We start from the raw sequence: 25,466 nt of genomic DNA, 5'->3' as shown, positions 1-25,466 counted from the left end.
CTTTCTCCACTTGCGAGTATTAGCACCCTTTCACTTTCAGTCAAGATCAATTTGAATAGGATCTGGGTTGATCTTGAAACATGCCAAAGGCACCTCTAGGAACCCAACTCCTAGCCAAAGGGATCACGCAAAAGCCAGAGCATGAGCGCGCATGATCCGACATCCACAGCAACAAGCTCTCGCTCCGAACCTCAGGCGCGGTTACCTTGCTTACAAGCGCTGGACAAGGAGGACAGTCGCAATGGCCGACATCCGCCGGACAGCCCTTCCTGCACCTCCTCGGGTAGCCGTGGACCCTGACCTCCCTGAGGCGCAACGGCGATTCCTACTGAGAATCAATCCACGCTCCGCGCCAGCCAGTCCACCGGTGGTTCGCCGCGTGCGATGGCGGGGTCACGTGGAAGTAGGTCCCGCGGGACGGCGGTCTCGCCGATTCATCTTGAGTGGTGTTGCTGGCGTCGCTGGCTTCATGGTCGCGCACCGGACAGTGAATCCCTTCGCTCTGTGGCTCACGCCTCGGCTCGATGGGTTCATGCAGGTGTTGGGCTGGCTCCATGACGCAGCCCTGGTGGGTGCCTACCTGTTGGTGATCGTTCCCTTCTTGCCCATGCTGATTTCGCTGCTCTTGGCGCTGCGGATCGGCGAGGGCTCCCAGGAGAAGCTGCTGCGGCGGACGTACGGCCGCTACATCGGCCCGGACGAGTTGGACACAGGTTCGCGCGATCTTCTTGCCCGTGCCCAAGCCGCCGTCGACCTAGTCTTTGGGTCGGAGGTTCACCAGGCCGGTCTGCTCGACAGCATCCACAACCAAGTCGTGCTGCCTCGCCAGGAGTGGGAGATCGCCCAAGCGCTTCGCGGACTGTCACAGCTGCGGCAACGTCACCCTGACCTCTCGATTCCTACGGGCGGGCCTGATGAGGGCGCGCTGAGTCCGGCAGCACGGACGTTCAGGGAGGCGCTTGAGACCGTCAGCGACCGGGTCCGAGCGTTGGAGCGGTATGCAGAACAGGTGAAGGCGCCGACGTTGCCTATAGCCTGTCGGCGGCGGCCGACAGCACCTCCGCCAGGGCGCTTGAGGACTTGACGTCACAGGCGCACTACACCGAACAGGCATTGGCCGACCAGATTCGCCAAGTGCGCGAGGCCGCTGAGCTGCTGGCCGGCTCGCCTTCGCACTAGATTTCAGCGCCCTCCACAGCGGGCTCAATCGCCTGGTCTGCGATCGGAACGGGAACCACCGCTGCGATTCGTCGTCCTCGATTCGTCACGTAGGTGATTCGGCCATACACGGCGGCGTCATTAAGCACATCCGCTAGCTCAGAACGCAAGTCGCGCACGCTCATCTCGTTGGGCTCGCGTCCTTCCCGGTCCGTCATGACACCTATGCTAACCCGCGTTCACATGTGTACATTAGTGTACACAAGAACGGGAGCTTTGATGGAGCGAGAGAAGATCGGCAGCGGCATGGCCGCCGGAGAGCCGCCGCCTGCTCACCGCCAGGCGGTCGATCAGGGCGAGCCTTCCCTCGGGCGGGAGAGGACCGTCGGCGCGGACATCGCCGATTCCGCCGGAATCGCCCTTCTGGCCGCGCCGCCGCACCAGCCAGATCATCACGACGACTGCACTCCGACAGCGCCTGGCCGGCCTGCCGACCGAGCCGGTCGGCAGGTGGCCGAGCGGGAACTGCGGGCGGCCTCTCTCAGCATGAGCCTGTGCGCCGATGTTGGCACAGTGGGTCTGGAGCGTGCTCCGCTGGTCCGGCCCGGCGATGTCGTTTGGATCATCCAGGGTGACCGTGTACGCCGTGGCGTCGTCGATAGCGGCGAGCACGACGACCCGGTCACCGTCGTGTACGTCACGCTGGAGGCCATAGACCAGGCCCGTAGGCACGCTGGCATGAGCGACCCAGACCTTAACCTGCCTGCGGTTACCGCAGCCGTACGTGAGGGCCGTGCCCGTGTCGAGGTCTGCGTCGCGCCGATACCTCGCGAGCAGGTTCTCAAGACCGCGTACGACGTGGCGCAGGATCGGGCCTACCTCAAGGAGCGCCGCCAGGCGGAACGCCGCGAGCAGCGCCTGCAGCGAGCGGCCGGCGGGCCCCTGGAGCTTGGTCGTGTCTTTGATGACGGGCAGGTCGCCGGCCGGGCCATTGCTCGCTACCTGGGCCTGCAGCGCGGTCTTGCCGGATGGCTGTGGCAGGGTGAGGTGCCGATCAGCGCCGACTATGACGCCCTCGCGGCGCGCCTGGCGGTCCGGCACAAGGTCTTCACGCACCCCGCCCCAGACGACTACCGCTATCAGCTGGCCGAGTTGCCTGCGTCAGACAGCCTGACCCACCAGCTGGTGAGCGACGCTGGCTGGGAGCACGAAACCCGCCACGTCCGCAAGCTCGCAGAATGCGGCACTGTCGGTGACGAGCTGCTCATCGACTACGGCGGCGGCGCCACCGAGATCGTCCGCAGCGAGGGCGTGGTGGTCAACGCGATCGAGTTGCTGGCCGGCGTGCCCGGCAACTCCATGTTGTACGGGCTGCGCATTCGTCGCCCCGGGGGCGAGATTCAGACGATCAACCCCAGCTTGTTCTTCCCCATCCTGCTGCCCGTCGAGAGGGCCAGGCGCCGCTGGTGGACGCTGAGCGGCGACGTCGTGCTGTGTGGCCCCTTCGATGACGAGGCCGAGGCGAGCGCCGCGGCCGCCCGGATCGAAGCTGCGACCTCGATCCGGCTGGGCCACCCGGCCGCCGAGCCCGGCGCCGTTCAGCCCGCCCTGCGGGATAGCCCGCGCCCTCCTTCACGGCTGTATCTCGCCAACGCCCTGGACCCGCCCGACGAACCGCTCACTCACGAAGCACCCGGCCCGGCGCCCTACTCGCCCGCCGGCCACCGCAAGCGAACATCTCAGGAGGCTTCCTTGTCCGAGACGTCGACCGACGCCATGGCGCCGACGGCCGCCACCGATGGAGAGGATCAACCCCCTCCTGCCGCCGCAATGATGATCGCGGCCGAGCTGACGCTGGCTGACCTCGCCCCCCATCCCGCCAATCCACGCACTGGTCTGGGCAATCTGGAGGAGCTCCAGGCGTCCATCGGCGAGGTCGGCGTCCTGGAACCCCTGGTGGTCGTCACCGCGGCCGCGCACGCAGCCGCGGACTGGCCGTCTGTTGACGCCGCCGCGACGCACGTGATCCTGGCCGGACACCGGCGCCACCGAGCCGCGGTGGAGGCTGGTCTCACCCGGGTGCCGGCCGTTATCCGCGACGACCTGGCGGGCGATGAGGCCTTGATCGTCATGCTCTCGGAGAACGGCGACGGAATCCGGCAGGGCCTTGAGCCGCTCGCCGAGGCGCGCGCGATGCAGGAGCTGGCCGGCCGCGGCTGGTCGCAGCGCAAGATCGCGCAACGGCTCGGCTGCGCCCAGGGACAGGTGTCCAAGCGCCTGGCTCTGCTGCGGTTGCCCGACCGCGCGCAGGAGGCGCTCAGCGCGGGGGCCATCTCCACTGCGGATGCGGTCGAGCTGAGCCGGCTCGGTGACGACGCCGACCGCGTCACAGCAGCTCTCAAGCAGGTCACCGGCGGCTACCGGGCCAAGCAGGTGGTCAACCGCCACCTCGAGGAGCGGCAAGAGGAGGAGAAGCGCGCGCAGGTTCGCGCCCACCTGGAAGGTGCCGGCTTGAAGGTCGTTGACCCGTTGACGGCCTTCCCCAAGGGGTCCTACCTGCACGCGCTTCACCCCGCCGACGAGGGCGGCGACGAGGAGTACCTCATTCCTCACCAGGAGGCCGGTTGCCTGGTCGCCACCGTCAGCTGGCGCGGGCGGCCGGAGTACTACTGCCGTACGCCGCAGGCCCACAGCGATCCCGAGCATCAGCCGCGGAGCTTCCGGCTGGCCAACGAACGCGGCGACGCCCCAGCCGACGATAGCAAGGACCAAAAGCTCGCCCAGCGCCAACGCACCGAGGCCGGCATGCGGCTCGCCGCCAAGATCGCGCTCGGGAAGACCGCGCTCACCGCGGCCCAGGCCGCGTCGCTGCTGGCCGACTCCGTCGTGCGGCGCAACACCGACGCCTCCACCCTCAAACTGGCCACCCGCTGGCTCCGAGAGCTCGGCGAGGGCGAGGCGACGGGCGATCCCTACATCGAGTTGGCCGCCAAAGACGCCGACGCCTACGAGTACGCGGCCCAGGCCCGCAAGGACCCGGCGCTGCATCTGCGGCTGGCCCTGGTGATGACTGTGGCCGCAAGCGAACAACACGTGCGCTACCAGCACCATCAATGGGACCAGGAGGTCGTCGACTACTACGACCGCCTGATGGACGAGGTCGACTACCAGCCCACCGAGTGGGAGCAGCAGCGACTGAAGGACAGTCGCGAACGGCTCGAAGCCCGCGCGCGATTGAGCTGCCCGAGCTGCGCCTGCAGCTACAGCGCCCGCACCAACAACCACTGGTCGTGCGACGTCAGACGCGACGAGACCGCCGACGGGGGTTGGGTCTATGAGTGCGCCCCACGATGCACGGCGGCCGTGCCCGGCGACTCGGACATCCCTCCTGACGCTTAAGAAGGGAGCCTCGCATGAGCGACCTGTCGATCATCATCTCGCCGCCTGCATCAGCCGTCCGAAGGGGCAACGGCCGTGGTGCGGCGCGGCCGGGCACTCCCGAGCTGCAGGGCGTAGCCGCGCTGACCAGGTTGCTGCTTCGGGCCCCTGGCGCCGCCCACGCCGGCCCCGTCCTGATCACTTTGCACTCTGAGCTGCCCGAGGGCGGCATCTCATACATCGATCGTTGCTCGGGCGCCACCCGAATTCAGCTCGACAGCGGCATGCTGGCCGACCTGGAGGCTCCCGAGCTGTACGGCGTGCTGGCGCACGAGGTCGCCCATCAGGTCCTCGGACACTCGACCCGGCCGCGGCCTTGGCTGCGCGCCGCCCAATGCCTGGCCGCCTTGGCGGCGCTGAGCCTGCCCACCGCCATCACCTTCGCCTGGTGGTGGCCATGGGCTACGCTCGCTGGCCTGGCCACGCTGGCGTCTCTGATGGAGGCCGCCCAAGCGCGCCAGGAGGAGATCAGCGCCGACGTGCTGGCGTGCCAGCTGCTGAACCACATCGGCGCCGACGGCTACGCGATCACCACCGCCACGCTGCAGGCCAAAGCCGCCGATCCGGTGTGGGTCAAGATCTCAAGCTGGATCATCAGTCGCTACCCCTCTCGCCACACCCGCCTGCGTGCCGTCGCAACCGCCTCCAGCCTCGACCAGGCTGTCGAGGCTCGTCGATGACGCTGGCGGCGGGCTCGGGGGCAGGCCCCGGCGAGTCACGATCGCTGAGATTTGCGCCACCCGCAAATCCCGCCCGGCCGCATCACCAGATCCGCCCCTGGACAATCCCTTCCATGTTCAGGACCACAGCCGAGATGAGGCTCTGGAGGTGTTCCGGTGCTATCTGCATGAGCATCCTGAGCTGGTCGCCCCCGCTCGGCGCGAGCTGACTGGCCGCGACCTCGCCTGCTGCTGCCAGCCAGGCTAGGACTGCCACGGAGACATCTGGCTGGAGCGACTGATCCGACTCTCGCGCGCCCGCACCGTGGCCGTATTGATCTTCGCCGAGCCTGCCCACCTGTTGTTGATCTTGTCACCCCGGGGTGACAAGATCAACTCTTTTGGTCCTTGAGGCGGGCAGCGATCTCCTCAATCAGCTCCTCGCCGACGTCCGACGCCAGTTCGTGCTCGGCTTCCTGCAACCTCGCGGCGAGGCCGCGCATGCGTAGCACCAGGCGGGCCGCGCCCTCGGGATGCTCCTTCGCGAGATCGCGCATCTCCCGCAGTCGCGTCTTGCGCGACAGGTCGAATTCCTTCTCCGGGCCCGCCAGGGCACCCTCGAACCGGGACAGCAACCTCACGGTCGCGGGGGACGCTGTGGCAGCTCCGCCGCCATTGGCCGGGAGCTCCTTGGCCCCGTCGGCACCGAGACCTACCATTGCCCTCGCAGTGCGCAGGCCGCGTTCGGAGATGTCGTCCAGTTCTACGGCCTTGTCCCATACCGCACGTGCGAGATCGCCGCCGTGTTCCCGGATAAGCGGGCCGAGTACCAGGGCTTGCTTGGTGGTCCAATCCACCTGCAGGTCCGGCCAGGTCGCGCAGCACAGCCCGACGTACATGACCCGGTAGGCGTGCTGGCGTGACCAGCCCCAGCGGAGCTTGGCGTGCTCTTCGAAGTTCGTCACCAGCCGATCGCTGTGGATGCGGTATAGGGCCTGGCCGGCCGCCAGCGACAGGTACCGGCGCAGCATCTGGCCGCCCCGCTCCACTGCTTCCTGCGCCCCATCGATGATCGCCTCGTAGTGCGAAAGCCGCTCGGCTGGGTCAGTTGAAGTCGCCTCGGTGAACATCGGCGCGGCGGTCAGGTCTCCGCCGGGCAGGGAGAGGACCACCGTTTGGCCAGCGGGCGCCTGGGCGGACGGTTGCGCGGGCACTATCGGCGGGGAGTCCAGCTCGTCCCGCAGGAGGTCGTCCATCAGGCCCGCGGTGTCGCCGAGGGTGGATTCCAGATTGAAGTTCTTGCCGCTCATGCGGCCTTCCTCCTGACGAGCATCTGGGCAAGGTACTTGTAGTCCTGTCGGACTGTTGCTTCCGGGGCGTAGACGTGGAGGGGCTGCAGGATCTGCGGAGTGGGTGCTTCCATCGCAGCCACCGACGACCGGACGCCCATCACCAGCGACTCGGGATAGTCCAGGCAGACTCGCTTGTACATGGCGTCGGTGAGGTTGGACTTCAGCACTGCGCCGAGGATGACAGCTCGTCGATTCAGGTTGGGCTGTACTCGCTTGGTCAGCTCGATGGTCCGGTTCAGCGCGACGAGGGACCTCATGTCGAGGCCGGACGGCTTGAACGGAATGATCAGCTCGGGGCAGGCGATCATGCCGGCGATCGTGAGCTTGCCCAGGCTCGGTCCGCAGTCGGCGATCTCGACGTCGAACGGTTCGCTGCTGTTCTCGATCCCCCAGTTGACGGCGTGCTCAACTCCTACGATCTCTGGGTTGATCTCTGCCTGCTTGAGGCTGGTGTAGGAGGGGACGATGTGCAGGTTCGGCACCGAGGTGGGGTACGTCACCTCATCGGGTCCCGCTTTGCCCTCGAACATGTGGAGCAGGTTGGGCGGCGTTCCTTGGACGTTGGTCTGGGGCGGCATCCAGGAGGTTGCGCTGCCTTCTTGCGGGTCCAGGTCCCAGATGCGCACCCGGAGGCCCAGGAGGGCGAGCTCGCAGCCCAGGCACACCGTGGTGGTCGTCTTGCTGGTGCCGCCCTTCTGCATGACGCAGCAGAACCGGGCCGGGGTCGCCAGCGGCTCGAATCCGTCAGGGATCCGCGGCTCCATCCAGGTGGGAAGTTCCGTCCCTTTGGGAGGGGGAGGGGGAAGGGTCGCGTCGGCAAGGCTCACGCCGACCACCCGCCCAGGTGGGATCTCAACATCACGTCTCCTGCCAAGAGTCGGGCGTGCCGTACGGGCACGTGCGACCCAATCCTAGAGATACGCCGGTGCGACTCCCCGGTGCAAACAGCAGCAGGGGCCGCCATTCTGATGGCGGCCCCTGCTGTAACTCTTGGCAGCTCCAAGCATATCGGCTGCTAGCGCGCACTGCTCGGCCTGCGCTTTCTCGCTGTCGGCCAGATTCTTTGCGTTCCATGCCTTCGGCAGCCGGCTACCGACCATGACACACTGCTTCGAATCAACTACACAATGGAATGAGGGGTGGTCATGGGCGGTAGCCGAGGTAGCCAGCCGGGAAATGGAGATGTCACTTCCAGCAGGGACATTCCACCACCGCCTGAGACGCCACCGCTCGCAGACACCATGGCCACGACGATCGGCATGAGCACGCCGCCTCTGGCCCCGAGTCTGAGCGATCAGCGCCGGCCAGCCGGTCGACTGGTGGTGGCAACCATCGCGGCGATCGCGTGTTCTGCTGGGGTGATTGTGTCTTTGATCGCCGGGCAGGATCAGGATCGGCGTAAACCGGAAAGCAGGCCGGTTGAGGCTGCCGTCAAAACGCGCCAGTCGTCCGCGCCCCCGGTTTCCCGGGGTTGGTCACCCGGTCCGTTGTCCCCGACGCCGACAGTTCGCACCGCACCGAGTGCCCGGATGCCGACGCCGGCGGCTCGGCGGACGGGCCCCGGAAGCCGCCGGGCATCCGGCAGGCCGGCCGGGGCGGATCGAGATCGGGCCCAACCGGTGGTGGAAAGGACGCGTCCTCGCACGACGGGCTCGCGATCGGAGACGCCGCCCAAGCAGAGCCCATCGGCCTCGAAGCGGCGATCCGTGCCCAACCAGACGGGCGGCTCGGGGAGCGGGTCACTTCTGCAGGACCGGTGCGATCAGTTGTTCCCTCCAAGCAGCCCGGAGTTCGCGCTGCGCAATAGGACCTGTCACGCCATGGTTCGCTAAGGGGCCGGGCCCGGGGCTGTTCAGGACACGGTGATCGCTGCCACCTTCCAGGTTGCGCCGTGGTGCTCGCGTGTCAGGGTGGCGAAGGCGGTGAGGTCGCTTGGTGGGCCGCGCCAGCCGTCGCGGCCCACCGGTGTGATGGTGAGGCTCCATTGCCGGTAGGCCGTGGTGGCGGTGTCGGCGGGGCGCTGGTCGTGGCCAGGGGCGAGGTTCACCTGGGTGCGTGCTCGGTGTGCGGCCCAGGTGGTCCAGGTGGCGTCGGTACCTGGGGATGGATCTGAGCGCAGGGCGGCCAAGTACGCAGGGCTGAGCCAGGGGCTGGCGCGCAGGGCGGCGGCGCGAGGGTCGTGGTCTGTGGCGGTGTCGATGGACCACATGGCGGTGAGGGCTGCGGCGCTGACGGCGTCGGGGGCCGTGTCGTCGGTGCCGGCCGCAGCGGGTCTGCTTGAGGGCAGCGGCAGGGGAATGGGCCGGGTGGGGGAAGCGGCGGGGGCCGGGGAGGTGTGCTGGGCGCATCCGGTGGCGGCGAGCAAGGCGAAAGAGAGCAGCCACCTGGCCATGGCAGTGCGGAAGGCGAAGGGACTCATGCGTATCTCCGGATGGTCCACGTGGCCGAGGCGAAGTTGGTGAGCGGGGCGATGCGGACGACGTCGCCGGTGCGGGGGGCGTGGATGACCTGGCTGCTGCCGGCGTAGATGACGATGTGGCCGATGCCGCGGCCGTCGCGCCAGTCGATGCCGATGACGTCGCCGGGCAGCAGCTGGGTGCGGGGGATCGCCGTGCCGTACTGGGTGACCTGGCTGGCGGCGAAGTGGGGCAGTTGGATGCGGCCGCCGGAGGCGACCCAGACGGCGTGCAGGACCAGGCCGCTGCAATCGAAGCCGATGCCGGTGGCACCGCGGGTGGGGCCGTGCGGGCCGCCGCCGCCCCAGGAGTAGGGCGTACCGAGCCAGCGTTGGGCGGCGGCTACCACGGCGCCGCCGAAGCGCGTGGCACCGGCCGCAGTGAGTGAGGTGTCGGTGTAGTGCGGGATTCGGGCCAGGACACGGCGGACGTAGTCCTGGGTCTCGGGGTAGGGCGGGATGCCCTGATAGTGCAGGACCGCTCCGGGCCCGGCGTTGTAGGCGGCCAGCATGTTCGAGGTCACGTCGCCCGGGACCCGAGCGACGGTGCGGGCCAGGGCGCAGTCGTAGCGGCCCATGGCCATGATGGCGTCCTGGGGGTCATCGGGGCTGAGCAGGCCGTCGCCGTCGTCGTCGCGGCCGTAACTGCGCCAGGTGGAGGGCAGAAACTGTGCCAGGCCCTGCGCCGGAGGGACGGAGGTGGAGCGGGCGTTCGGGCGCCAGCCGCTTTCGGTCTCCAGTTGGGCGGCGATGAGGGGGGCGCTGACCTGGGGGCACATCTGCCCGGCCAGGCTGATCCACATCTGGTAGGCGGCAGGCACGCTGCCTGGGCGCAGCTGGGCGGGAGCGTTTCCGCCGCCGCCCAGGCCCGCCAGGAGCACGAGGGCGAGCACGAGCGCCATGAACGCGGCCGCCGCGATCAGCGCGATTTTCTTGGCGCTCTTCATAAATCGTTCCGACTTGCCCTTTTTCTACCCCGTCCCGCCTACGTCGCGAGAGCTATTCCGCCAGCCCCGCCATTCACCCGTACCGGGATTCTTCCGGGCGTTGTTGCCGCACTGTTTCTCCTGGCAGGACGCATGGATGTGCGATTCGGCCCGCAGTAAGGTTTAACCTCTCCAACAGCCCAGCGATCAGGTTAGCCAGTAATCCGACCGCCCTGGGCAATTACATATTCGGACCAAACAGGCGGGCTCGGTAAATTCCCATGGGCATGCTTTTGAGAAGCGAAATGCGTGACCGGCCGCGGAGCGGCCGATGAGCCCGCTACCGCGCTCCGGGTTGCCCTCGCAGCCACAGCCGGGAGCCGTACCGGATCTCCCCGGGGGACTGCCGGTACGACCGCTGCAGCCCACACCGGACGGGGTGGGGCTCGCGCCGTGGTGGTGGCTGGGCTGCCACGGCGGCGCCGGCTGCAGCACGCTGGCGAATGTCGTGCGCCGCGGCGGGAACGCCGGCCGCTACTGGCCGGTCCCGCCCGCCGGGGAGCGCTGCCAGGTGGTGCTGATCGCGCGCACGCACGCCGGGGGCCTGCGTGCTGCCCAGGTGGCCGCGCGGCAGTGGGCCTCCGGGTCCCTGCCCCCCGACGTCCAGCTGATCGGGCTGGTGGCGGTGGCGGACGCGCCCGGACGACTGCCCCGCCCGCTGCGCGAACTGCTGGCCCTGGTCTCCGGCGGCCTGCCCCGCGTGTGGCAGCTGCCCTGGGTCGAGGCACTGCGCCGCGGCGACCCACCTGGCCAGGTACGGCTGCCCGCCGCCTACGCCCAGCTGGCCACCGACCTGAATCACATCACCGACCACCACCGCACCGGAGGATCCTCGTGACCCACCTAGTGGCGCATCTGCCCCTGCTCGGCGACGTCCACGCGATGCTGGCGCCCGCCATCCCCGACCCCGGCACCGGCACTCCTCCGCCCGGCTCGGAGAAGCTGCTGACGGCGCTCGGCTGGGCGGCCTGGATCGTGACCGGCGCGTGTGTGGCCGGCGTGCTCGGCGTAGCGGGTCGGATGGCGATCGTGCATCACCGCGGCGAAGGCGGCCAGCACGCGGCCGGGCTGGCCTGGGTGATGGCCTCCTGCGTGCTGGTCGGCTCGGCCTCCGGCCTGGTGGGGGCGCTACTCACGTGACCCCGTCCGTCCGGCATCCCGCGCCCGGCGCGCCGCGCTCGCCCTGGCGTAGCCCGGGATTTTGGTGGGCCGCGGCCTTCGTCGCGCTGCTGGTCGTCCTGGCCGTGGTCGCCCTCGTGCTGCCCGATCGCGCTTCCGAAGCCAACCGGCCGTCTGCCCGCCCGACCTCGACGGCCTCCCCGGCATCCCCTGCTGCGGCGGCTGGCTCCGAGCCTGATGGCGGCCGGTGCCCGATCGCCGCCCCCGGGGCGCAAGCGTTGCCGGCCCAGCCTCCGGCCGACGTCACCTGGAGCGTGTTCCACGGGGTCGCCCAGCCCGCCTCGCGCCTGCACGGCCCGCACCGTGTCGAGGGCGAGGTGGCCCGCTGCTTCGCGCACACGCCGCCCGGCGCCCTGATCGCCGCCTGGCAGCTGTGCACGCGCTTCGTCCTGGCCGACGACTGGCGGCAGGTGGTCGAGCTGCAGGTGGTCCCCGGACCCGGCCGGGATGCGTACGTGGCCCAGCGGGCGCGCATCCGCGCCGACACCAGCCGGACGGGCGGCGGCTACGGCCAGCTCGCCGGATACGCGATCGCCTCCTACACCCCGCAGGTCGCCACCATCCAGCTGGTCAGCCGCTTCGCGGCCACCGGGCACCTGCAGGTCAACACGGTCACGGTGGTGTGGGACGGCGCCGATTGGCGGCTGCAGCTGCAGCCGGACGGCAGCATCAGCCCCAGCCTGCAGGCGTTGAGCTCGCTGGCCGGGTTCGTCCCCTGGGCGGGCGTATGAGCACGCCGTTGCCCGCCCCGGCCTGGGGTGTGCTGGCGCTCACCCCGACGCCGCCCCCGCCGCAGACCCCCGGCGGAGGCGGTGTCTGCGACCTGCCGGGCGCGGACGCGATCTGCGCCGGCATCAGCGGCGCGGTCGGCAGCGTCGCCGGCAGCGTCATCAACGAGCTGGCCGAAGCTTTCCAGCAGGCACAGATCAAGGCCTTGGGGATGATGGCCACCTTCTGGGCCACTACCCCCACGCCCACCCTGTCCGACAGCTCCGGTCCGGTGGCCTGGCTGCAGGAGCGCACCCACTGGTATGTCGCCCTGCTGGCGGTGCTCGGGCTGCTGCTGGCCGCCGGAAAGCTCGCCATCCAGCGGCGCGCCGAGCCGGCCGCGCAGGCCGCCACCGGGCTGCTGACGCTGGCGGTGGTGACCGGCTGCGGCACCGCGGTGCTGTCGCTGCTGACCGAGGCCGGCGACGCCTACTCGCACTGGATCATTCACCAGGCGCTGGACGACGCCGATTTCAGCGGAGCGATCACCCGGCTGGCGTCCTTCCAGGCGCTGACCCTCACCCCCGGCCTCATGATCATCCTGGCGTTGCTGTCGATCCTCTCGTGCCTCCTGCAGATCGTGCTGATGTTGGCCCGCATCGCCCTGCTCGGGCTGCTGGCCGGAGCGTTGCCGCTGGCGGCCGCGCTGGCCACCAGCGCCTCGGGCCGGACCTGGCTGGTGCGGGTGGTGGTGTGGGGGGTGGCCTTCGATCTGTACAAGCCGGCCGCCTCGACCATCTACGCCTACGCGTTCGTCGCGATGGGCACGCCCAACAGCGCGCTGGCGCAGATGTCCGGCCTGGTCATGATCGCGCTGGCGGTGGTGGCGCTGCCCGCGCTGATGCGCTTTTTGACCCCGGCGGTCACTGCGGCCGGCACCGGTGGCGGGGGCGGCGGCGCGGCCACGGTGGGTGCCGGGGTGGCGACCGGAGCCCGTGCGCTGCCCATGCTCGGCGGCCGCCACGGCTCCGGCCCGCCGTCCGGTGGAGGCGGCCCGGGCCACGGGCCCCGCGGCGCGCGCACCGCCAGCCCGCAACCGTCCGGGCCCGGCACCGGACAGGCCTCCGGCACCGCGCCCTCCGCGGCCGCCTCACGCCGCCCAACCCCAACCGCCTCTGGCACGGCCGGTACGGCGGGCGCGGCCGGCAAGAGCGCCGCGTCCGCCAGCGCGGCGGGCGCGGCCGCCGGGCCGGTCATCGCCGCCGGCCAGGCGGCCGTCAAGGCCACCGGCGCCGCGCGCCGGCGAGCCGCCCGCAGCACCGAGCCCCCAGGAGGACCCGATGGCTCCCGCTGACAGTGATCGCACCTACGGCAACTGGCGCAAGCCCACCTCGCCGGGAATCGGTCAGCTGGGCCTGGTGGGCACGCTGCTGCTGCTCGGCGGCCTGGTGGCGTGCGTGATCACCATGATGTTCTCGCTGCTGGCCGCCCTGATCCTGGCCGCGTGCATCGCGTGTGCGCTGTTGCCGATGCTGCTGCGCGACCGCAACGGCCGCACTGGCCTGCAGACGGTGACCACCTGGCTGTCGTGGCTGCGCGGCCGACGGGCCGGCCAGCACCTGTACCGCTCCGGGCCGCTCGGGCTGAGCTACGCCGGCCAGTTCCAGCTGCCCGGCCTTGCCGCCGCCTCCACCATGGTGAACGCCACCGACAGCTACGGCCGCGACTTCGGCCTCATCGTCGTCCCGGCAACCGGCCACTACACGGCCGTGTTCGAAGCCAGCGCGGACGGTGCGGCCCTGGTCGACGCCGACCAGGTCGACACCTGGGTCGCTTACTGGGGGCAATGGCTGGCGGCGCTGGCCTACGAGCCGGCGCTGGTGGCCGCCAGCGTCGTCATCGAGACCGCGCCTGATCTGGGCACCCGGCTGGAGCGGGAGGTCCACGGCAACCTGTCGCCGGACGCCCCCGAGCTGGCCGCGGCGGTGCTGTCCGACGTGGTGCGCACCTACCCGGCCGGCTCGGCCCAGGTCTCCACCCGGATCGCGGTCACCTACGCGGCCGCCCCGCGCGGCGGCCGGCGCCGCAGCACCGAGGCGATGGCCCGCGAGGTCGGCACCCGCCTGCCCGGCCTGACCGCAGGGCTGAGCATGACCGGCGCCGGCGCGGTCCGCCCGATGACCAGCAGCGAGCTGGCCGAAGCCATCCGCATCGCCTACGACCCGGCCTGCCACCAGATGCTGGAGTCGGCCCGCTCGGCTGGCCACCCGATCGGCCTGGCCTGGGAACAGGTCGGCCCGGCCGCCGCCCAGGAGAGCTGGGACCACTACCGGCACGACTCCGGCATCTCCGTCACCTGGGGCATGTCCGAAGCCCCCCGCGGCGAGGTGCTGTCCGGCGTGCTCACCGAGCTGCTGGCACCCCACCGCGACATCACCCGCAAACGCGTCGCCCTGCTGTATCGCCCCTACGATCCAGCCAGCGCGGCCCGGCTGGTCGAACGCGACCGGCGCGACGCGCGCTTCCGGCTGGGCGGCGCCCACGCCGCCGCCCGCGACAGCGTCGCGGTGGCCGCCGCCGACCAGTCCGCCCGCGAAGAGGCCAAGGGCGCCGGCCTGGTCCGCTTCGCGATGCTGGTGACCGCCACCGTCCCCACCCTTGAGGACCTGCCCGCGGCCGCCGCCGCGATCGACGTGCTCGCCCCACCGGCCCGCATCCGGCTGCGCCGCATGTACGGCGCCCAGGCTCCCGCCTTCGCCGCGGCGCTGCCGCTCGGCCTGGTGCTGCCCGACCATCTGCAGGTGCCCCAGACCATCCGGGAGGCGATGTGAGCCTGCACCTGCGCCAGCCCGGCCCGCGCGGCTACCCCGGCCGCGGCGGCGGCCGCGCCTCCTACGTCGAAGCACCCCCGGAGTGGCGCGGCACCAGCGTGCAAGTCTGCGGGATGTGGCCGTTCGGCGTCGGCGCCGGCACCCCGATGATCGGCGTCCCGGTCGGCCGTGACCTGACCAGCGGCACCGCGCTGTGCTGCGACCCGATCAGCTGGTTCCAGCGCGCCAGGCTGATCCACAATCCATCCGAGCTAGTTCTCGGCCGTCCGGGCTTGGGGAAGAGCACCCTGGTGCGGCGGCAGGTCGTCGGCCTGGCCGGATACGGCGTGATCCCGCTCATCCTGGGCGATCTCAAGCCCGACTACGCCGACCTGATCGCCGCGATGGGCGGCCAGATCGTCAAACTCGGCCGCGGCCTCGGCTCGCTCAACGTGCTCGACCCCGGTGAGATCGGCGCCGCCGCCGCCCGCCTGTCCGGCCATGACCGTGCCCGGCTGCTGGCCGACGCCCACGGCCGCCGCCTCAACGCCGTCTCCGCGCTCGTCACCATCGTGCGCGGGCAGCCGCTGGCCGACACCGAGCGCACCGTGTTGTCGGCCGCCCTGCGCGTGCTGGACGAACGCCACCACGGCGTGCCGATCCTGCCCGACCTGATCAACGTGATCGACGCCGGGCCCGACCCGGTGCGCGCGGTCACCCTGGCCCGCGGCAGCGACGAGCGCTACCGGCAGGTCGTCGACCCCCTGCACGCCTCCCTGCTCGGGCTGCTCGACGGCCCGCTGGGCGACGCCTTCGCCCGCGCCACCACGACCCCGATCCACCTCGACACCCCCGCCGGATCCTGCATCGACATCTCCGGCATCGACGAATCCGACGCCGAGCTGCAGGCCGCGGTCCTGCTCGCCTGCTGGTCGGAGGGGTTCGGCGCGATCGAGGCCGCCCACGCCCTGGCCGATGCCGGGCTGGCGCCGCAGCGCCGCTTCTGGGTCGTCCTGGATGAGCTGTGGCGGGTGCTGCGGGCCGGGCGCGGCCTGGTCGACCGGGTCGACGCGCTCACCCGGCTCAACCGGCAACGAGGCGTCGGCCAGGCAATGATCACCCACACCATGAGCGACCTGCTCGCCCTGGCGGATGAAGCCGACCGGCTCAAGGCCCGCGGCTTCGCCGAACGCGCCGGCATGGTCATCTGCGCCGGCCTGCCCGAAGCCGAAATGGCCTCCCTCACCCAGGTAGTGCGCATGTCCGCGCACGAGCAACGCATGATCGTGGACTGGTCCACCCCGCCCAGCTGGGACAGCGCCCGCGACCGTGACGGCGACCCGCCGGGCAGAGGCAAGTTCCTGGTGAAGGTGGGCGGGCGCCCGGGCATCCCCTTCCACGTCGATCTCACCCACGCCGAGCTCGCCGTCAACGACACCAACAAGCGCTGGAGCACGACCACGGCCTCACCGGCCATCGCCGGCGCGAACGCGCCGACAGGCTCCGCCGCAGGCATCGAGGCGGCGCGGATCGAGGGGGACTGGTGAGCAGCACCCGCAAGTACCGCGGCCCGAGCGACTTCGCCCCGTGGATCGCCCTGGCACTCACCACCGTCTGGTGCCTGCTGGTCGGCCTGCTGTGGAGCGCCGCGCAGCTGGCCGCGGCCACCGGCGGCACCGCCGCGCCACCGGCCAACCCGTTCACCTTCACCCTTGCCCTGCTGACCGGAAAGACCCGCTGGCCAGGTCCGGCCGCAACCTGGTGGGCATATGCCGAAACGGCCGTTTTGGTGGTCATCGCGGGATGTATTGTCTGGCTGCTGCGGCGGAGCCGGAGCAGCCGCAGCCGGGTCGACGCGGCCGCCCGTCACCTGGCAGGCCGTGCCGAGCTCAGCGCGCTCACCGAGCAAGGCGCCGCGGCCACCGCCACCCGACTGAAGGTGGCCGGTGATTCCCCCGGAATCGCCATCGGCGCCGCCATCTCCACCGGCCAGCCCTTGTATGGATCTTGGGAAGATCTACATGTCGATGTGTGGGGACCCAGGACTGGCAAGACCACGGCGCGCGCTATCCCGGCCATCGTGACCGCCCCGGGCCCGGTCGTGGTGACCTCCAACAAGCGCGACGTGGTCGACGCCACCCGCGGCGTGCGCGCCGACGGCGGGCGCATCCTGGTCTTCGACCCCCAGGACCTGACCGGCGAGCCGCCGACCTGGTGGTGGAACCCGCTGTCGTACGTCACCGACGTCGACAAGGCGGTACGGCTGGCCGCGGTGTTCGCCGCCTACTCCCGCACCGCCGGCAGCCGGGCCGATGCCTACTTCGACGCCGCTGGCCAGGAGCTGCTGGCCTTCCTGCTGCTGGCGGCCGCGTCCGGGAACGAGCCCATCACCACGGTGTACCGGTGGGCCTCCGACCCCACCGACACCGTCCCGGTCGACCTGCTGCGCGCCGGCGGCCACGAGCTGCCCGCCGAAAGCGTCGCCGGCACCATCAACTACCCGGACAAGCAGCGGGCCGGGATCTTCGCCACCGCCAAGAACGCGATCGGCTGCCTGGTCAACCCGGCGGTGACCCGCTGGGTCACCCCCGACGCCGACGACCGCGCCGGAACCGGCGGGGGCGGGCGTCCGCAGTTCGACCCGCACGCCTTCGCGACCTCCACCGACACTTTGTACCTGCTTTCGCGTGAAGGCCAGGGGACCGCCGGACCCTTGGTCACCGCGCTGACCATGGCCACCCTCGAGGCCGCCGAGCACCAGGCTGGCCGCTCGCCCGGCGGCCGGCTGCGCGTGCCGATGCTTGGCTGCCTGGACGAGGCCGCCAACGTCTGCCGCTGGCGCGACCTGCCCGACCTGTACTCCCACTACGGCAGCCGCGGCATCGTGCTGATGACCATCCTGCAGTCCTGGGCCCAGGGCGTGGAGGTGTGGGGCGAGCACGGCATGAACAAGCTGTGGAGCGCGGCCAACGTGCGCGTCTACGGCGGCGGCGCCAGCGACACCAAGTTTCTCGGCGACCTGGCCGCACTGCTCGGCGACTTCGAGGCCGACACCACCTCCCTCAGCGTCCAGCGCAGCAGCGGAATGGGCGTCGGCCGCTCGCTGACCGCCGCCACCCGCAGCGAGCGCGTGCTGGACGTGGCCGACCTGGCCGCGCTGTCCCGGGGCCGCGCCCTCGTCTTCGCCTCCGGCACCCGGCCCGTCCTGGTGCGCACCCAGCCCTGGCAGCACGGCCCGCACGCCGAGCGCATCCGGGCCTCGCTGGAGCGCTACGCCCCGCCCGAGGAGCTGCCCCGCCACGAGCTCGAGGACTGGGATGCCGATGCTGGATGACCCGCTCAACGACATCGAGGACGAGGACGGCTGGATCCCCGGTGCCGATGCCTCAGCCGAGCCGCCGCCACTGGTCTACCGCAACGTCGAGGACTGGGTGACGAGGTACCTGGCCCCGCACATCTGCCGCCGGCTCGGCGGCGCGGCCACCTGGTGCCCCTGGTGGTGGCGGCACGCCGAAGCGATCTCCCGGCTGACCGCGCTGTGGACCGCCTGGGAGCACCAGCGCACCCAGGGCGCCCTCGGCATGTCCCAATGGTGGATCTACCACGCCGACCCGCACCTGGCCGTCCTGCTGTCCAAGGACGCCGGTCCGTTCGCCAGCTGCAAGCCTGATCGGCACACTGAGATCGCACCGTTGCCCTGCGAGCCCGCTCCCCAGGGACTGTGGGCGGGGGAGGCGTTCAGCGAGGCCTGATTTACAGGAGATGCCGCGCGGGGCTGGACCTCCGTCCCACCTACGCCACTGCGATCACAAGTCATGCGCGGTAAGCGGCGAGGTAGTGCCGCACGGTGTTCATGTAGGAGTCCAGCGCGGGTGGAATGCCGTTCTCGCGTCGTACCACGTCCGTACTGGTGCGGTAGACGGCGGCGAGTTTCAGCGCGGGATCGCCCGGGACGTCCTTTACTTGCTTGCCCCAGGTGCACATCAGCTGGCCCATCGCGGGGATGGCTCGATCGGGGATCATGGCGACCTGGCGGGCACGCGCCGTGTTTCGTTCTCCTTCGGGGAGATAGGCCATGAGGGTCGACGGGGTCCAGCGGGCGATGCCGTACTCGTCCTTCCCCGGATCTTTCAGGCCCGGGTCGAAGTTGCTCTCCGCCTTGAGCATCGCCGCGATCAGGGCGGGGCTGAGCCCATCGATATCACACCAGGTCCCGGCCCGGATGATCGCATTGTGGTACTGGTCGGGGATACCAGCGTCAGCTCGTAGCCAGACCTTCGTGCCTGGGTCGGTGACCTTCGTGCCTGGGTCGGTGACCTTCGTGCCTCGTTCGGCGAACGACCCCAGCAGGGCAGACAACCCCAATAGCACGATCGCGGTCGCGGTAGCGATCAGGCTTGCCGCGGCGGCTCCGATCAGCCAGGTGCGGCATCGGGCCGATGACGGAGAGCGTCGGGATGAGCGCGGCATGTCCATGGCAGCCGGGGTCAAGGTCACCACCAGCACGTCGTCCTCGTCGGACTCGTGGGGACGGCTGAGCTGCAGGTGTACTGGGATTCGGCGTAGCTGGGCGCGAGCGCGCTCGGTGACCTTATGCAACCACGCACCCGCTGTCCGGCTGCGGGTGGGGCGGAGCCGGGGTGCCGGAGCGCGGTCGGCCTGCGGTGCCTCAAATAGGGCGCGTAGTCCCTCCTGATGGTTGAGGTTCACTTCGATGGCGGCACGGGCGCTGTTGTGGAAGTCGGCCAGAAGCCGGTTCAGGTCGTGTTCCTCAAGGGAGGAGTTGGGGCGGGAGGCCGGTCGTCGGCGCTTAGGCATGGGAGCCTCCCCAGGTTGCCACTGCAGTAGCCAGGTTTCGGCGGGCCTTGAACAGGTTGGCGCGCACAGCTCCCGGCCGCATGCCCAGTCGCTCGGCGATCTCGTGCGGATCGTAACCGTCCAGTGTCCAGGCCAGCACTTGTCGTTGCCGGGCGGGCAGTTGCCTGATCACGTTCAGGACCCGTCGCTGTTGATCGTCGAATTCAACCGCGTCCCAGGCGCTATCCGGCTCGGCGGCCAGGTTGGGGAGCTGGGCCACCGGCTCTTCTCGCAACCGACTGCGGCCATGCCGATAGGCGCGCGATATACAGGTACGGAGGTAGGCGCCGGGATGGCTGATATCGGCCCAACACGGCAGGGCCTCAACGAAGGCGCTGTGCACCAGATCGTCGGCTTCATGCCGCGAGGCGCCCAGCATCATCGCAAACAGCACCAGCCCGCCGAGGTTGCCTATATACCAGGCGGCAAGCGCCTCTCGTATCGGGTCGGCAGAGTGCATGGTGTCCTCGGGCGGCGTGGTCTGCTGGACGGGCCCATCTGGATGGTTGATGGGCTGTCCAGCCAGCCAAGATGGCATTGCTCATCGTCCACCCGGATCGGCTGGTGAGGAGAGCGATTGGTCCGGCCCGATCTGGATCTTGACCCCGGCGCGGATGTCGGAGTAGTGGCTGCCAGGTGGCAGTGCCGCGATTGTCTGCACCCGCTGCTGGATCGCGCGCTCCCGCAGCCAGGCGGACAGCAATCGCGCCAGATATCCGGCGACCGTAAGCGCGGCGCCGAGCACAACCGCTTCCATCCGATCTCCTGTCATCGTCGGCCGGGCAGCTACCTGCCTCGGGCCATCGAGGAGATGTCCCCCTCGTGCATCAACTAGGAGTTGATCGCCCGCCCAGGCGTTAACCGCGCAGGTACGGCGGGTGTTGGGTTGACGATCCTTGCGCGCCCAAACACGGTGGGCGCAAACGTAGGCACTGAGAAGCAGGCTCGGGCTTTGTTGGTAGACGCGAGAGGCGATGGCTCGCATCATGGAAGATCTGATGGCCCGAAGGATTCCGATCACTCGCCAGGACTCTCACGCTCTCCAGCCCGGTGACTACCTACGGATTGCTTGTGATCAATGGGGCGCCCAAGCGGCTGGTGATGATGCCTTCAGCGCCCGGGTCGAGGCCTGCGTGTGTCTGCCGCAGGGGGTGGCCCGCACTGATCGATGGGATGGTCGCGGCCCGGTGGCGGTCTGGTGTCACGGCGTGCCGGGTCCCCTGGTGCTCTACAGCGGCGATCAAGCCACCCTCGCCCAGGTCGATCCGGAGCGAGATGCCTACGACCGCACGCATCCGTGGTGGCCGCCGGGCGCGGGTGCCTCGTTCTTCCGTGGCGCGGAGCCGCTGGAGGTCGAGTCCTGGTTACGGACCCCGTCGGCAGGAGCGCGGCAGCCAATTACCTGGCCTGATCCGAGCAACCCGGCGCGGGCATCTCGCCGCGCCGCCGCCGTGGTGCTGACCGCACATGCGCTTCGGGAAGGCGACTACTTGGAGATCATGGCCGCGCGCTTTCCGGAAGGTGACCGCACGGCCGACGAGGGATTCGCTCGCGTGCAATGGGTGGGCGTGCTCGACCGGCAGCACGTGCCGAGCCTCATAGCCGATCGTGCCTGGGCCGCGACCTCGCTGATGGTGGTGCGCACGCGCGGCATGGTCGGGCTGTTGCTGCTGCGCGCCGATCAGCCGGTCAACGTTCTGGGCTATGTCAACCCGGAGCGGGCTGCGATCGAGGGCAGCGTCGATGTCGAAGGCAATGAGCCGCCGTGGGATCCCCTGATCGAGCCGACTACACAACCGGCAGACGCACCAGGTGAGGCGGCCGGGGCCCGTGCCGTATTGAACTCCTGGAAGCCGCCCTGCGGCGAGGCCGAGCTGTACCCACGCCGCTTTACCGATCCTGAGGAGCGGCGTCTGCTGTTGGAGGGCATCAACGGCCTGCGCTTGGTTCCGCTCTCGTCTCTACCGTGGCCTCACCATCTGTCCAGATGCCCGCACCTGCCCCGTGTGAAGGCGCTCCTGGAGACCTACCCGGACGGCAGACGCTACGACGCTCCCGGCCCCGCCGCCCACGCGGAGGTATTCGCTCGCCTGACGGGACAGGATTTCGCCGAGTGCCGCTACCATCAGGCGAACTGGGCGCTGATCGGAGAAATCGCCGCGGCCGCTGTGCGGGATCACGCAGGTGACTGGCGGGCCGCCCTGGCCGGCACCGCCGTTGCGCTGTCGCCCGAGGAGCAGGGATACCTGGAGTACCTGTTCGCCGACCCGATCAAGTGGGATGACGGCGACGGCACGTTTACCAATGGGCAGCATCGAAGCTGCGCGTTGCGAGCAGCGGGTGTCGCGATGTGTCCGGTTCGCGGGCGTTATCTCGCCGCTGAGCCGTACCCTGCGACGGTGCCCGCCCGGGAACATGCCGAACGCACCGTAGCGTCCTTCTGGATCAGTTACGTGCGCGCTCATGTGGGCGAGCGTCGGCTGACGCACTCGATCGCGCGAGCCCTGTCGCGCTGGCCGGCGCTCCGGCGCTTCCTTCCGACCCGGAGACACCCCGGCTGAGGGCTGCCGGCGCAATCCTGTCGACGCTCACGTAATTCTTCCGCTGGGCGATCATCGTCCCCCACCTCCGGTTATCGACCACCGGGGTGAACGCTCGCGGTCTCCGCGATGCGTGCGATGAGCGAGTGGTTGAAAAGCCGCAGCGAGGATGGGACGGGGGCTGGGCGGCGCGTACCCCTGCGGGCTCTCCCAGCAGGCCTCCCAGATCTCCGCATGGCCTTGCCGAAGCTGGTCCATGACGAGCGAAGCGTGGGGGAATTACGTGAGCTACCACAAATTCCCACGAGCTTCATCCGCAGGCAGGCCTTCGTCGCGTCACCGCCGAGACTGCCCCCGCGGCTACTCGCCATCCCTGATTTACGGCCGGTGCCGGCGGACTGCCGCGTCTCGCCGTTGCGCGGCCGCGTCCTGCCAGGCTCTGCGCAGCTGGGTGGCGTAGGAGCGTGATGGCGCGCGACCGAACGCCGTGATCATCTGCTCGCGTGCGTCGGCGATCGAACCGTTGGTACGGCTGAGCGCAACCAAGAACGCCGGGCCCAGATCGCCGTACCGCAGGTCCTGTTCGGCCAGGGCCGCGGCGAGGACGGAGACCTTCGTCCAATCGACCACCTCGGCACCGGTGCTCCGTACAAGGTCGGTGACAGCGCAGCCGGCCAGACGATTCCGGACGGCGATGACCTCCTCGAAGGAGAACGTCCGGTCCTCATGTCCGACCAGGTGAAAGTGCTCGTGCAGGCTCGGCACGTATCCATCCTGTTCGTCTCGCGGATGCCCCACGATGTCCGCCTCCCCGAACAGAGTTCCGACGCTGACCCCACGGCGCACACTATCCAGGGGGTCAGCCCCCAGGCCATGCCCACGACAGTCGGCCAATCTGGTGGACTGGTCAACCCGACGACGGCCAGGCTGCCACGATGGGCGCCATGGCGGAACGCGATGCCCCTCGCACGATCATGGCGAGGGCCGCGCTCGCCCGATATCCGGCCGGGAAACTCCCCCTCCTGTGGGTGGACGATCCCGCCCCTGTCACCGCTCCCGTTACCGTCGGCGACCAGATCAACGTGATCATCGCGTTGACTCTCCGAGACGGCTTCGAGCTGGTCTTCGATCCTCAGCAGCCTCCCGCGCCGACCGTCCATTCCTGGCGGGTCGCACTCGACGCCGACTCCATGCTGACCGTGCGATCGCCCCGTGACCCACCGAATCAGTCATTCGTCTGGGACCTGCACCTGCCGACCCCGCTCGGCTGGCGGGAGCATGCCCGCAAGTACGGTGCCGTGATCTTGCTCGTGGGTTCCGGGCTGCACCTGGCCGACACCGACAGGCTGGCCGACCATGCCGCCGCATGCGCTCGAGCCGGGCTGCTCACCAGCGCTCTGGTCGCCTACGACGAAACTGTCGGTGCCTGGCATTAGCGTCGCGGCCACCACACCCACTCCCGAGGCGCGGGGGCCTGCCGATGAGCGTGACGGTGCACGGAACGCCCGGCTGGAGCCTGAATGACACAGGCGCCGCCAAGTACGGCTCGAACGCGCGACGGGGAGCCTTCCACGAGCGGCAGGTGGCCCGCGCTTTGGTGCAGTGGCTGACCAGCCGCCCAGATCACTTCCACCTCTTCCACGACCTCGAATGCTTTGACCAGGTGCGTGGAGCCAACCTGGATGCGCTCAGCCTCGGCACCACGAACATCGACCACGTGGTGCTCACCGGCGGCACCTGGCTCATCATCGATGCCAAAGGGTGCGGCGCAGGAACGCTGGGTCTCGACCTCGCAGGCAAGGGCGTCCTGGTCAGGACCGACGGCACCATGGTGCCGCAGAGGTGGCTCGATGACGGGCGCGCCTACTCCCGCGCCGGCATCATCTACCGGCTCACCGACGCCATGCCAGGTCAGACGGCATGGATCGTCCCCGACACCACGTCCCTTCACCCCTCGCTCCGGCCGGACCTCCGGGCGGCTGGCAGCATGAAGAAGGGAGGAATGGTGCTGCCGATGCGGGCGATCACCGACGGCTACTTCAACGGGCACTTTCCGGCCCCGCAGCCTGCTGCCGACCCGGCTCACGTCGAGAAGCTGGCGGCCCATTTGAGCACGCGCCGGAAGGAGCACTGACCGACCGAACACGCTCGGTCAGCGGCAACGCGCCGCCGGAGCGCTCCTGCCATCGGGCTCTCTGCGGGCCGTCCGGGGCTGGTGGTTGGCCTCTGGTGGGTTCGGGGATTTCGCAGGCCCCCGAACCCTCAGCACCGCGGGTGTGCCGTCCGCCCAGCGGGCGCGCGGGGTAGGCGCCGTAGTGGCGGACGGCACACCCGCCTCGGTCGGGCCCGAGGTCCGAGAACCCCGGCCGGGCCAGCTATCGGCACGGGTCATGAAGTGTGGTTACGTCGCCGCATGTGGAACGGATGCCGAGGCTTGCCTCGGCGATTGGCCGCCCATCTGATGGCTGTCGTGGCGAGGTTGAGGGCGGCGGCGATCACGGGGATCCACACGGCTAGTGCGGTGACCGCATAGGTTCACCGGCTTGAGGAACGGTGCTGTACTGCTTGCGCTGGCCGTCCTGGGTGCCCTCCACTGTCGTATCGACACTGAAGCGATCGATGGAGGAGGAGCACGATGGCCGAGCCTGTGCGGGCGCGGCGGTTGTCCGACCATGAAGGGCAGACGCTGCAGCGGCTGGTCCGGCGAGGCAAACACGATTCGGTCCGGGTACGGCGGGCGTTGATCGTCATGGCGTCATCCAGCGGGACCCCGGTGGCGGCGATCGCCCAGTTGGTCGCGGCCGATGAGGACACCGTGCGTGATGTCATCCACGCCTTCAACGAGCGGGGCCTGGCCGCGCTGGACCCTAACTGGGCGGGAGGCCGTCCCCGCCGCATCACCTCGGGCGATGAGGACTTCATCGTCGCGACGGCCGCCACCCGGCCGGAGAAGCTGGGCCGGCCCTTCACCCGGTGGAGCATCCGCAAACTGGCCGCCTACCTGGCCGACAACCCGACCCGCGTCGTGGTGATCGGCCGGGAGCGGCTGCGGCAGTACTTACGCGAGCACAAGATCTCCTTCCAGCGCACCCGGACCTGGAAGGAGTCCACCGACCCCCGTCGGGAGGCCAAGCTGGACCGGATCGAAGAGGTCACCACCCGCTTTCCGAACCGTTGTTTTGCCTTCGACCAGTTCGGGCCACTGTCGATCCGACCACACGGCGGCTCGGGCTGGGCGCGCGAAGGAAGACCCGAACGCCGGCCGGCCACCTACCGGCGCGACCAGGGCGTGCGCTACTTCCACGGCTGCTACAGCCTGGGCGA

Annotated in this window: 25 protein-coding genes; 16 read left to right on the top strand and 9 right to left on the bottom strand. The window is 69.8% G+C overall.

Annotation, left to right across the window (positions count from 1 at the left end; genetic code table 11):
• Positions 1-532: 532 nt before the first annotated feature.
• On the top strand, positions 533-1,084 hold the full coding sequence (locus FVE25_RS51840) for a hypothetical protein (RefSeq protein ID WP_157254810.1): 552 nt from the start codon (positions 533-535) through the stop codon (positions 1,082-1,084).
• Between the two features lie 91 nt (positions 1,085-1,175).
• Here the strand turns inward: FVE25_RS51840 and FVE25_RS51835 are convergent, their stop codons facing one another.
• A complete protein-coding gene (locus FVE25_RS51835) occupies positions 1,176-1,376 on the bottom strand; it encodes a type II toxin-antitoxin system prevent-host-death family antitoxin (protein ID WP_157254809.1) in 201 nt (66 codons plus the stop codon).
• Positions 1,377-1,437: 61 nt separating this feature from the next.
• On the opposite strand from FVE25_RS51835, the gene FVE25_RS51830 reads away from it, so the two are divergent.
• From FVE25_RS51830 to FVE25_RS57300, 3 genes are read left to right on the top strand one after another with little or no spacing between them, the layout of a single operon-like run.
• Positions 1,438-4,557, top strand: coding sequence for a ParB/RepB/Spo0J family partition protein (locus FVE25_RS51830; protein ID WP_157254808.1), 3,120 nt, complete (start codon positions 1,438-1,440; stop codon positions 4,555-4,557).
• A 14-nt stretch (positions 4,558-4,571) separates the two neighbouring features.
• Positions 4,572-5,276 (top strand): M48 family metalloprotease, encoded by a 705-nt coding sequence (locus FVE25_RS51825; protein ID WP_157254807.1) that lies wholly within the window; start codon positions 4,572-4,574, stop codon positions 5,274-5,276.
• Positions 5,224-5,523, top strand: coding sequence for a DUF4326 domain-containing protein (locus FVE25_RS57300; RefSeq protein ID WP_219826027.1), 300 nt, complete (start codon positions 5,224-5,226; stop codon positions 5,521-5,523). Before FVE25_RS51825 ends, FVE25_RS57300 begins: the two co-directional genes overlap by 53 nt.
• Positions 5,524-5,647: 124 nt before the next feature.
• On the opposite strand, the gene FVE25_RS51815 is transcribed toward FVE25_RS57300, so the two are convergent.
• The 4 genes from FVE25_RS51815 to FVE25_RS51800 all read right to left on the bottom strand — a co-directional run bounded on the left by FVE25_RS51815 (position 5,648) and on the right by FVE25_RS51800 (position 10,009).
• On the bottom strand, positions 5,648-6,565 hold the full coding sequence (locus FVE25_RS51815; RefSeq protein ID WP_157254806.1) for a hypothetical protein: 918 nt from the start codon (positions 6,563-6,565) through the stop codon (positions 5,648-5,650).
• Positions 6,562-7,434: a ParA family protein gene (locus FVE25_RS51810; protein WP_246268826.1), complete on the bottom strand. Its 873-nt coding sequence runs from the start codon at positions 7,432-7,434 to the stop codon at positions 6,562-6,564. The genes FVE25_RS51815 and FVE25_RS51810 overlap by 4 nt, the downstream gene beginning before the upstream one ends.
• Positions 7,435-8,459: 1,025 nt before the next feature.
• Positions 8,460-9,026: a hypothetical protein gene (locus FVE25_RS56755; protein ID WP_157254805.1), complete on the bottom strand. Its 567-nt coding sequence runs from the start codon at positions 9,024-9,026 to the stop codon at positions 8,460-8,462.
• A complete protein-coding gene (locus FVE25_RS51800; protein WP_157254804.1) occupies positions 9,023-10,009 on the bottom strand; it encodes a C40 family peptidase in 987 nt (328 codons plus the stop codon). The genes FVE25_RS56755 and FVE25_RS51800 overlap by 4 nt, the downstream gene beginning before the upstream one ends.
• Before the next feature lie 310 nt (positions 10,010-10,319).
• Between FVE25_RS51800 and FVE25_RS51795 the strand changes: the two genes are divergently transcribed.
• From FVE25_RS51795 to FVE25_RS51760, 8 genes are read left to right on the top strand one after another with little or no spacing between them, the layout of a single operon-like run.
• Entirely contained in the window at positions 10,320-10,886 is a 567-nt protein-coding gene (locus tag FVE25_RS51795; RefSeq protein WP_157254803.1) for a DUF6668 family protein, read from the top strand.
• Positions 10,883-11,188, top strand: a complete 306-nt coding sequence (locus tag FVE25_RS51790) for a hypothetical protein (protein WP_219826026.1) — start codon at positions 10,883-10,885, stop codon at positions 11,186-11,188. The genes FVE25_RS51795 and FVE25_RS51790 overlap by 4 nt, the downstream gene beginning before the upstream one ends.
• Complete coding sequence (locus FVE25_RS51785) at positions 11,185-11,958, top strand: DUF8175 domain-containg protein (RefSeq protein ID WP_157254802.1); 774 nt, start codon at positions 11,185-11,187, stop codon at positions 11,956-11,958. The genes FVE25_RS51790 and FVE25_RS51785 overlap by 4 nt, the downstream gene beginning before the upstream one ends.
• Positions 11,955-13,289, top strand: coding sequence for a hypothetical protein (locus FVE25_RS51780; RefSeq protein ID WP_157254801.1), 1,335 nt, complete (start codon positions 11,955-11,957; stop codon positions 13,287-13,289). Before FVE25_RS51785 ends, FVE25_RS51780 begins: the two co-directional genes overlap by 4 nt.
• On the top strand, positions 13,276-14,766 hold the full coding sequence (locus FVE25_RS51775) for an SCO6880 family protein (RefSeq protein ID WP_157254800.1): 1,491 nt from the start codon (positions 13,276-13,278) through the stop codon (positions 14,764-14,766). Before FVE25_RS51780 ends, FVE25_RS51775 begins: the two co-directional genes overlap by 14 nt.
• Positions 14,763-16,292, top strand: a complete 1,530-nt coding sequence (locus tag FVE25_RS51770; protein WP_181019988.1) for an ATP/GTP-binding protein — start codon at positions 14,763-14,765, stop codon at positions 16,290-16,292. Before FVE25_RS51775 ends, FVE25_RS51770 begins: the two co-directional genes overlap by 4 nt.
• A complete protein-coding gene (locus FVE25_RS51765; RefSeq protein ID WP_157254799.1) occupies positions 16,289-18,079 on the top strand; it encodes a type IV secretory system conjugative DNA transfer family protein in 1,791 nt (596 codons plus the stop codon). Before FVE25_RS51770 ends, FVE25_RS51765 begins: the two co-directional genes overlap by 4 nt.
• A complete protein-coding gene (locus tag FVE25_RS51760) occupies positions 18,063-18,497 on the top strand; it encodes a DUF4913 domain-containing protein (RefSeq protein WP_246268813.1) in 435 nt (144 codons plus the stop codon). The genes FVE25_RS51765 and FVE25_RS51760 overlap by 17 nt, the downstream gene beginning before the upstream one ends.
• Before the next feature lie 61 nt (positions 18,498-18,558).
• Here FVE25_RS51760 and FVE25_RS51755 read toward each other — a convergent pair whose 3' ends face one another.
• From FVE25_RS51755 to FVE25_RS51745, 3 genes are all read right to left on the bottom strand, one after another.
• Entirely contained in the window at positions 18,559-19,563 is a 1,005-nt protein-coding gene (locus FVE25_RS51755; protein ID WP_157254798.1) for a lysozyme family protein, read from the bottom strand.
• Positions 19,556-20,062 carry an RNA polymerase sigma factor gene (locus FVE25_RS51750; protein WP_157254797.1) on the bottom strand — a complete coding sequence of 169 codons (507 nt, stop codon included), beginning with the start codon at positions 20,060-20,062 and terminating at the stop codon, positions 19,556-19,558. The genes FVE25_RS51755 and FVE25_RS51750 overlap by 8 nt, the downstream gene beginning before the upstream one ends.
• 81 nt (positions 20,063-20,143) lie before the next feature.
• A complete protein-coding gene (locus FVE25_RS51745) occupies positions 20,144-20,359 on the bottom strand; it encodes a hypothetical protein (RefSeq protein ID WP_157254796.1) in 216 nt (71 codons plus the stop codon).
• Between the two features lie 229 nt (positions 20,360-20,588).
• Between FVE25_RS51745 and FVE25_RS51740 the strand changes: the two genes are divergently transcribed.
• Entirely contained in the window at positions 20,589-22,163 is a 1,575-nt protein-coding gene (locus tag FVE25_RS51740) for a hypothetical protein (protein WP_157254795.1), read from the top strand.
• Positions 22,164-22,520: 357 nt separating this feature from the next.
• On the opposite strand, the gene FVE25_RS51735 is transcribed toward FVE25_RS51740, so the two are convergent.
• On the bottom strand, positions 22,521-22,907 hold the full coding sequence (locus FVE25_RS51735) for a hypothetical protein (RefSeq protein ID WP_157254794.1): 387 nt from the start codon (positions 22,905-22,907) through the stop codon (positions 22,521-22,523).
• A 179-nt stretch (positions 22,908-23,086) separates the two neighbouring features.
• On the opposite strand from FVE25_RS51735, the gene FVE25_RS51730 reads away from it, so the two are divergent.
• From FVE25_RS51730 to FVE25_RS51720, 3 genes are all read left to right on the top strand, one after another.
• Entirely contained in the window at positions 23,087-23,578 is a 492-nt protein-coding gene (locus tag FVE25_RS51730; RefSeq protein ID WP_157254793.1) for a hypothetical protein, read from the top strand.
• Between the two features lie 44 nt (positions 23,579-23,622).
• A complete protein-coding gene (locus tag FVE25_RS51725; protein WP_157254792.1) occupies positions 23,623-24,276 on the top strand; it encodes a nuclease-related domain-containing protein in 654 nt (217 codons plus the stop codon).
• Positions 24,277-24,777: 501 nt separating this feature from the next.
• On the top strand, positions 24,778-25,466 hold a 689-nt coding region (locus tag FVE25_RS51720; protein WP_157254791.1), incomplete at its 3' end, for a helix-turn-helix domain-containing protein.

Origin of the sequence: Nonomuraea typhae, from assembly GCF_009760925.1 — a bacterium.
GTDB lineage: Bacteria > Actinomycetota > Actinomycetes > Streptosporangiales > Streptosporangiaceae > Nonomuraea > Nonomuraea typhae.
The sequence above is the reverse complement of the archived record's forward strand: the minus strand, read 5'-3'. Positions and strand labels throughout refer to the sequence as shown.

Bases quoted from the DNA above. Each gene is read 5' to 3' on its own strand.
- FVE25_RS51840 (WP_157254810.1), top strand. From the start codon at position 533: ATGCAGGTGTTGGGCTGGCTCCATGACGCAGCCCTGGTGGGTGCCTAC.
- FVE25_RS51835 (WP_157254809.1), bottom strand. From the start codon at position 1,376: ATGACGGACCGGGAAGGACGCGAGCCCAACGAGATGAGCGTGCGCGAC.
- FVE25_RS51830 (WP_157254808.1), top strand. From the start codon at position 1,438: ATGGAGCGAGAGAAGATCGGCAGCGGCATGGCCGCCGGAGAGCCGCCG.
- FVE25_RS51825 (WP_157254807.1), top strand. From the start codon at position 4,572: ATGAGCGACCTGTCGATCATCATCTCGCCGCCTGCATCAGCCGTCCGA.
- FVE25_RS51815 (WP_157254806.1), bottom strand. From the start codon at position 6,565: ATGAGCGGCAAGAACTTCAATCTGGAATCCACCCTCGGCGACACCGCG.
- FVE25_RS56755 (WP_157254805.1), bottom strand. From the start codon at position 9,026: ATGAGTCCCTTCGCCTTCCGCACTGCCATGGCCAGGTGGCTGCTCTCT.
- FVE25_RS51800 (WP_157254804.1), bottom strand. From the start codon at position 10,009: ATGAAGAGCGCCAAGAAAATCGCGCTGATCGCGGCGGCCGCGTTCATG.
- FVE25_RS51795 (WP_157254803.1), top strand. From the start codon at position 10,320: ATGAGCCCGCTACCGCGCTCCGGGTTGCCCTCGCAGCCACAGCCGGGA.
- FVE25_RS51780 (WP_157254801.1), top strand. From the start codon at position 11,955: ATGAGCACGCCGTTGCCCGCCCCGGCCTGGGGTGTGCTGGCGCTCACC.
- FVE25_RS51775 (WP_157254800.1), top strand. From the start codon at position 13,276: ATGGCTCCCGCTGACAGTGATCGCACCTACGGCAACTGGCGCAAGCCC.
- FVE25_RS51760 (WP_246268813.1), top strand. From the start codon at position 18,063: ATGCCGATGCTGGATGACCCGCTCAACGACATCGAGGACGAGGACGGC.
- FVE25_RS51755 (WP_157254798.1), bottom strand. From the start codon at position 19,563: ATGCCTAAGCGCCGACGACCGGCCTCCCGCCCCAACTCCTCCCTTGAG.
- FVE25_RS51750 (WP_157254797.1), bottom strand. From the start codon at position 20,062: ATGCACTCTGCCGACCCGATACGAGAGGCGCTTGCCGCCTGGTATATA.
- FVE25_RS51745 (WP_157254796.1), bottom strand. From the start codon at position 20,359: ATGGAAGCGGTTGTGCTCGGCGCCGCGCTTACGGTCGCCGGATATCTG.
- FVE25_RS51740 (WP_157254795.1), top strand. From the start codon at position 20,589: ATGGAAGATCTGATGGCCCGAAGGATTCCGATCACTCGCCAGGACTCT.
- FVE25_RS51730 (WP_157254793.1), top strand. From the start codon at position 23,087: ATGGCGGAACGCGATGCCCCTCGCACGATCATGGCGAGGGCCGCGCTC.
- FVE25_RS51725 (WP_157254792.1), top strand. From the start codon at position 23,623: ATGAGCGTGACGGTGCACGGAACGCCCGGCTGGAGCCTGAATGACACA.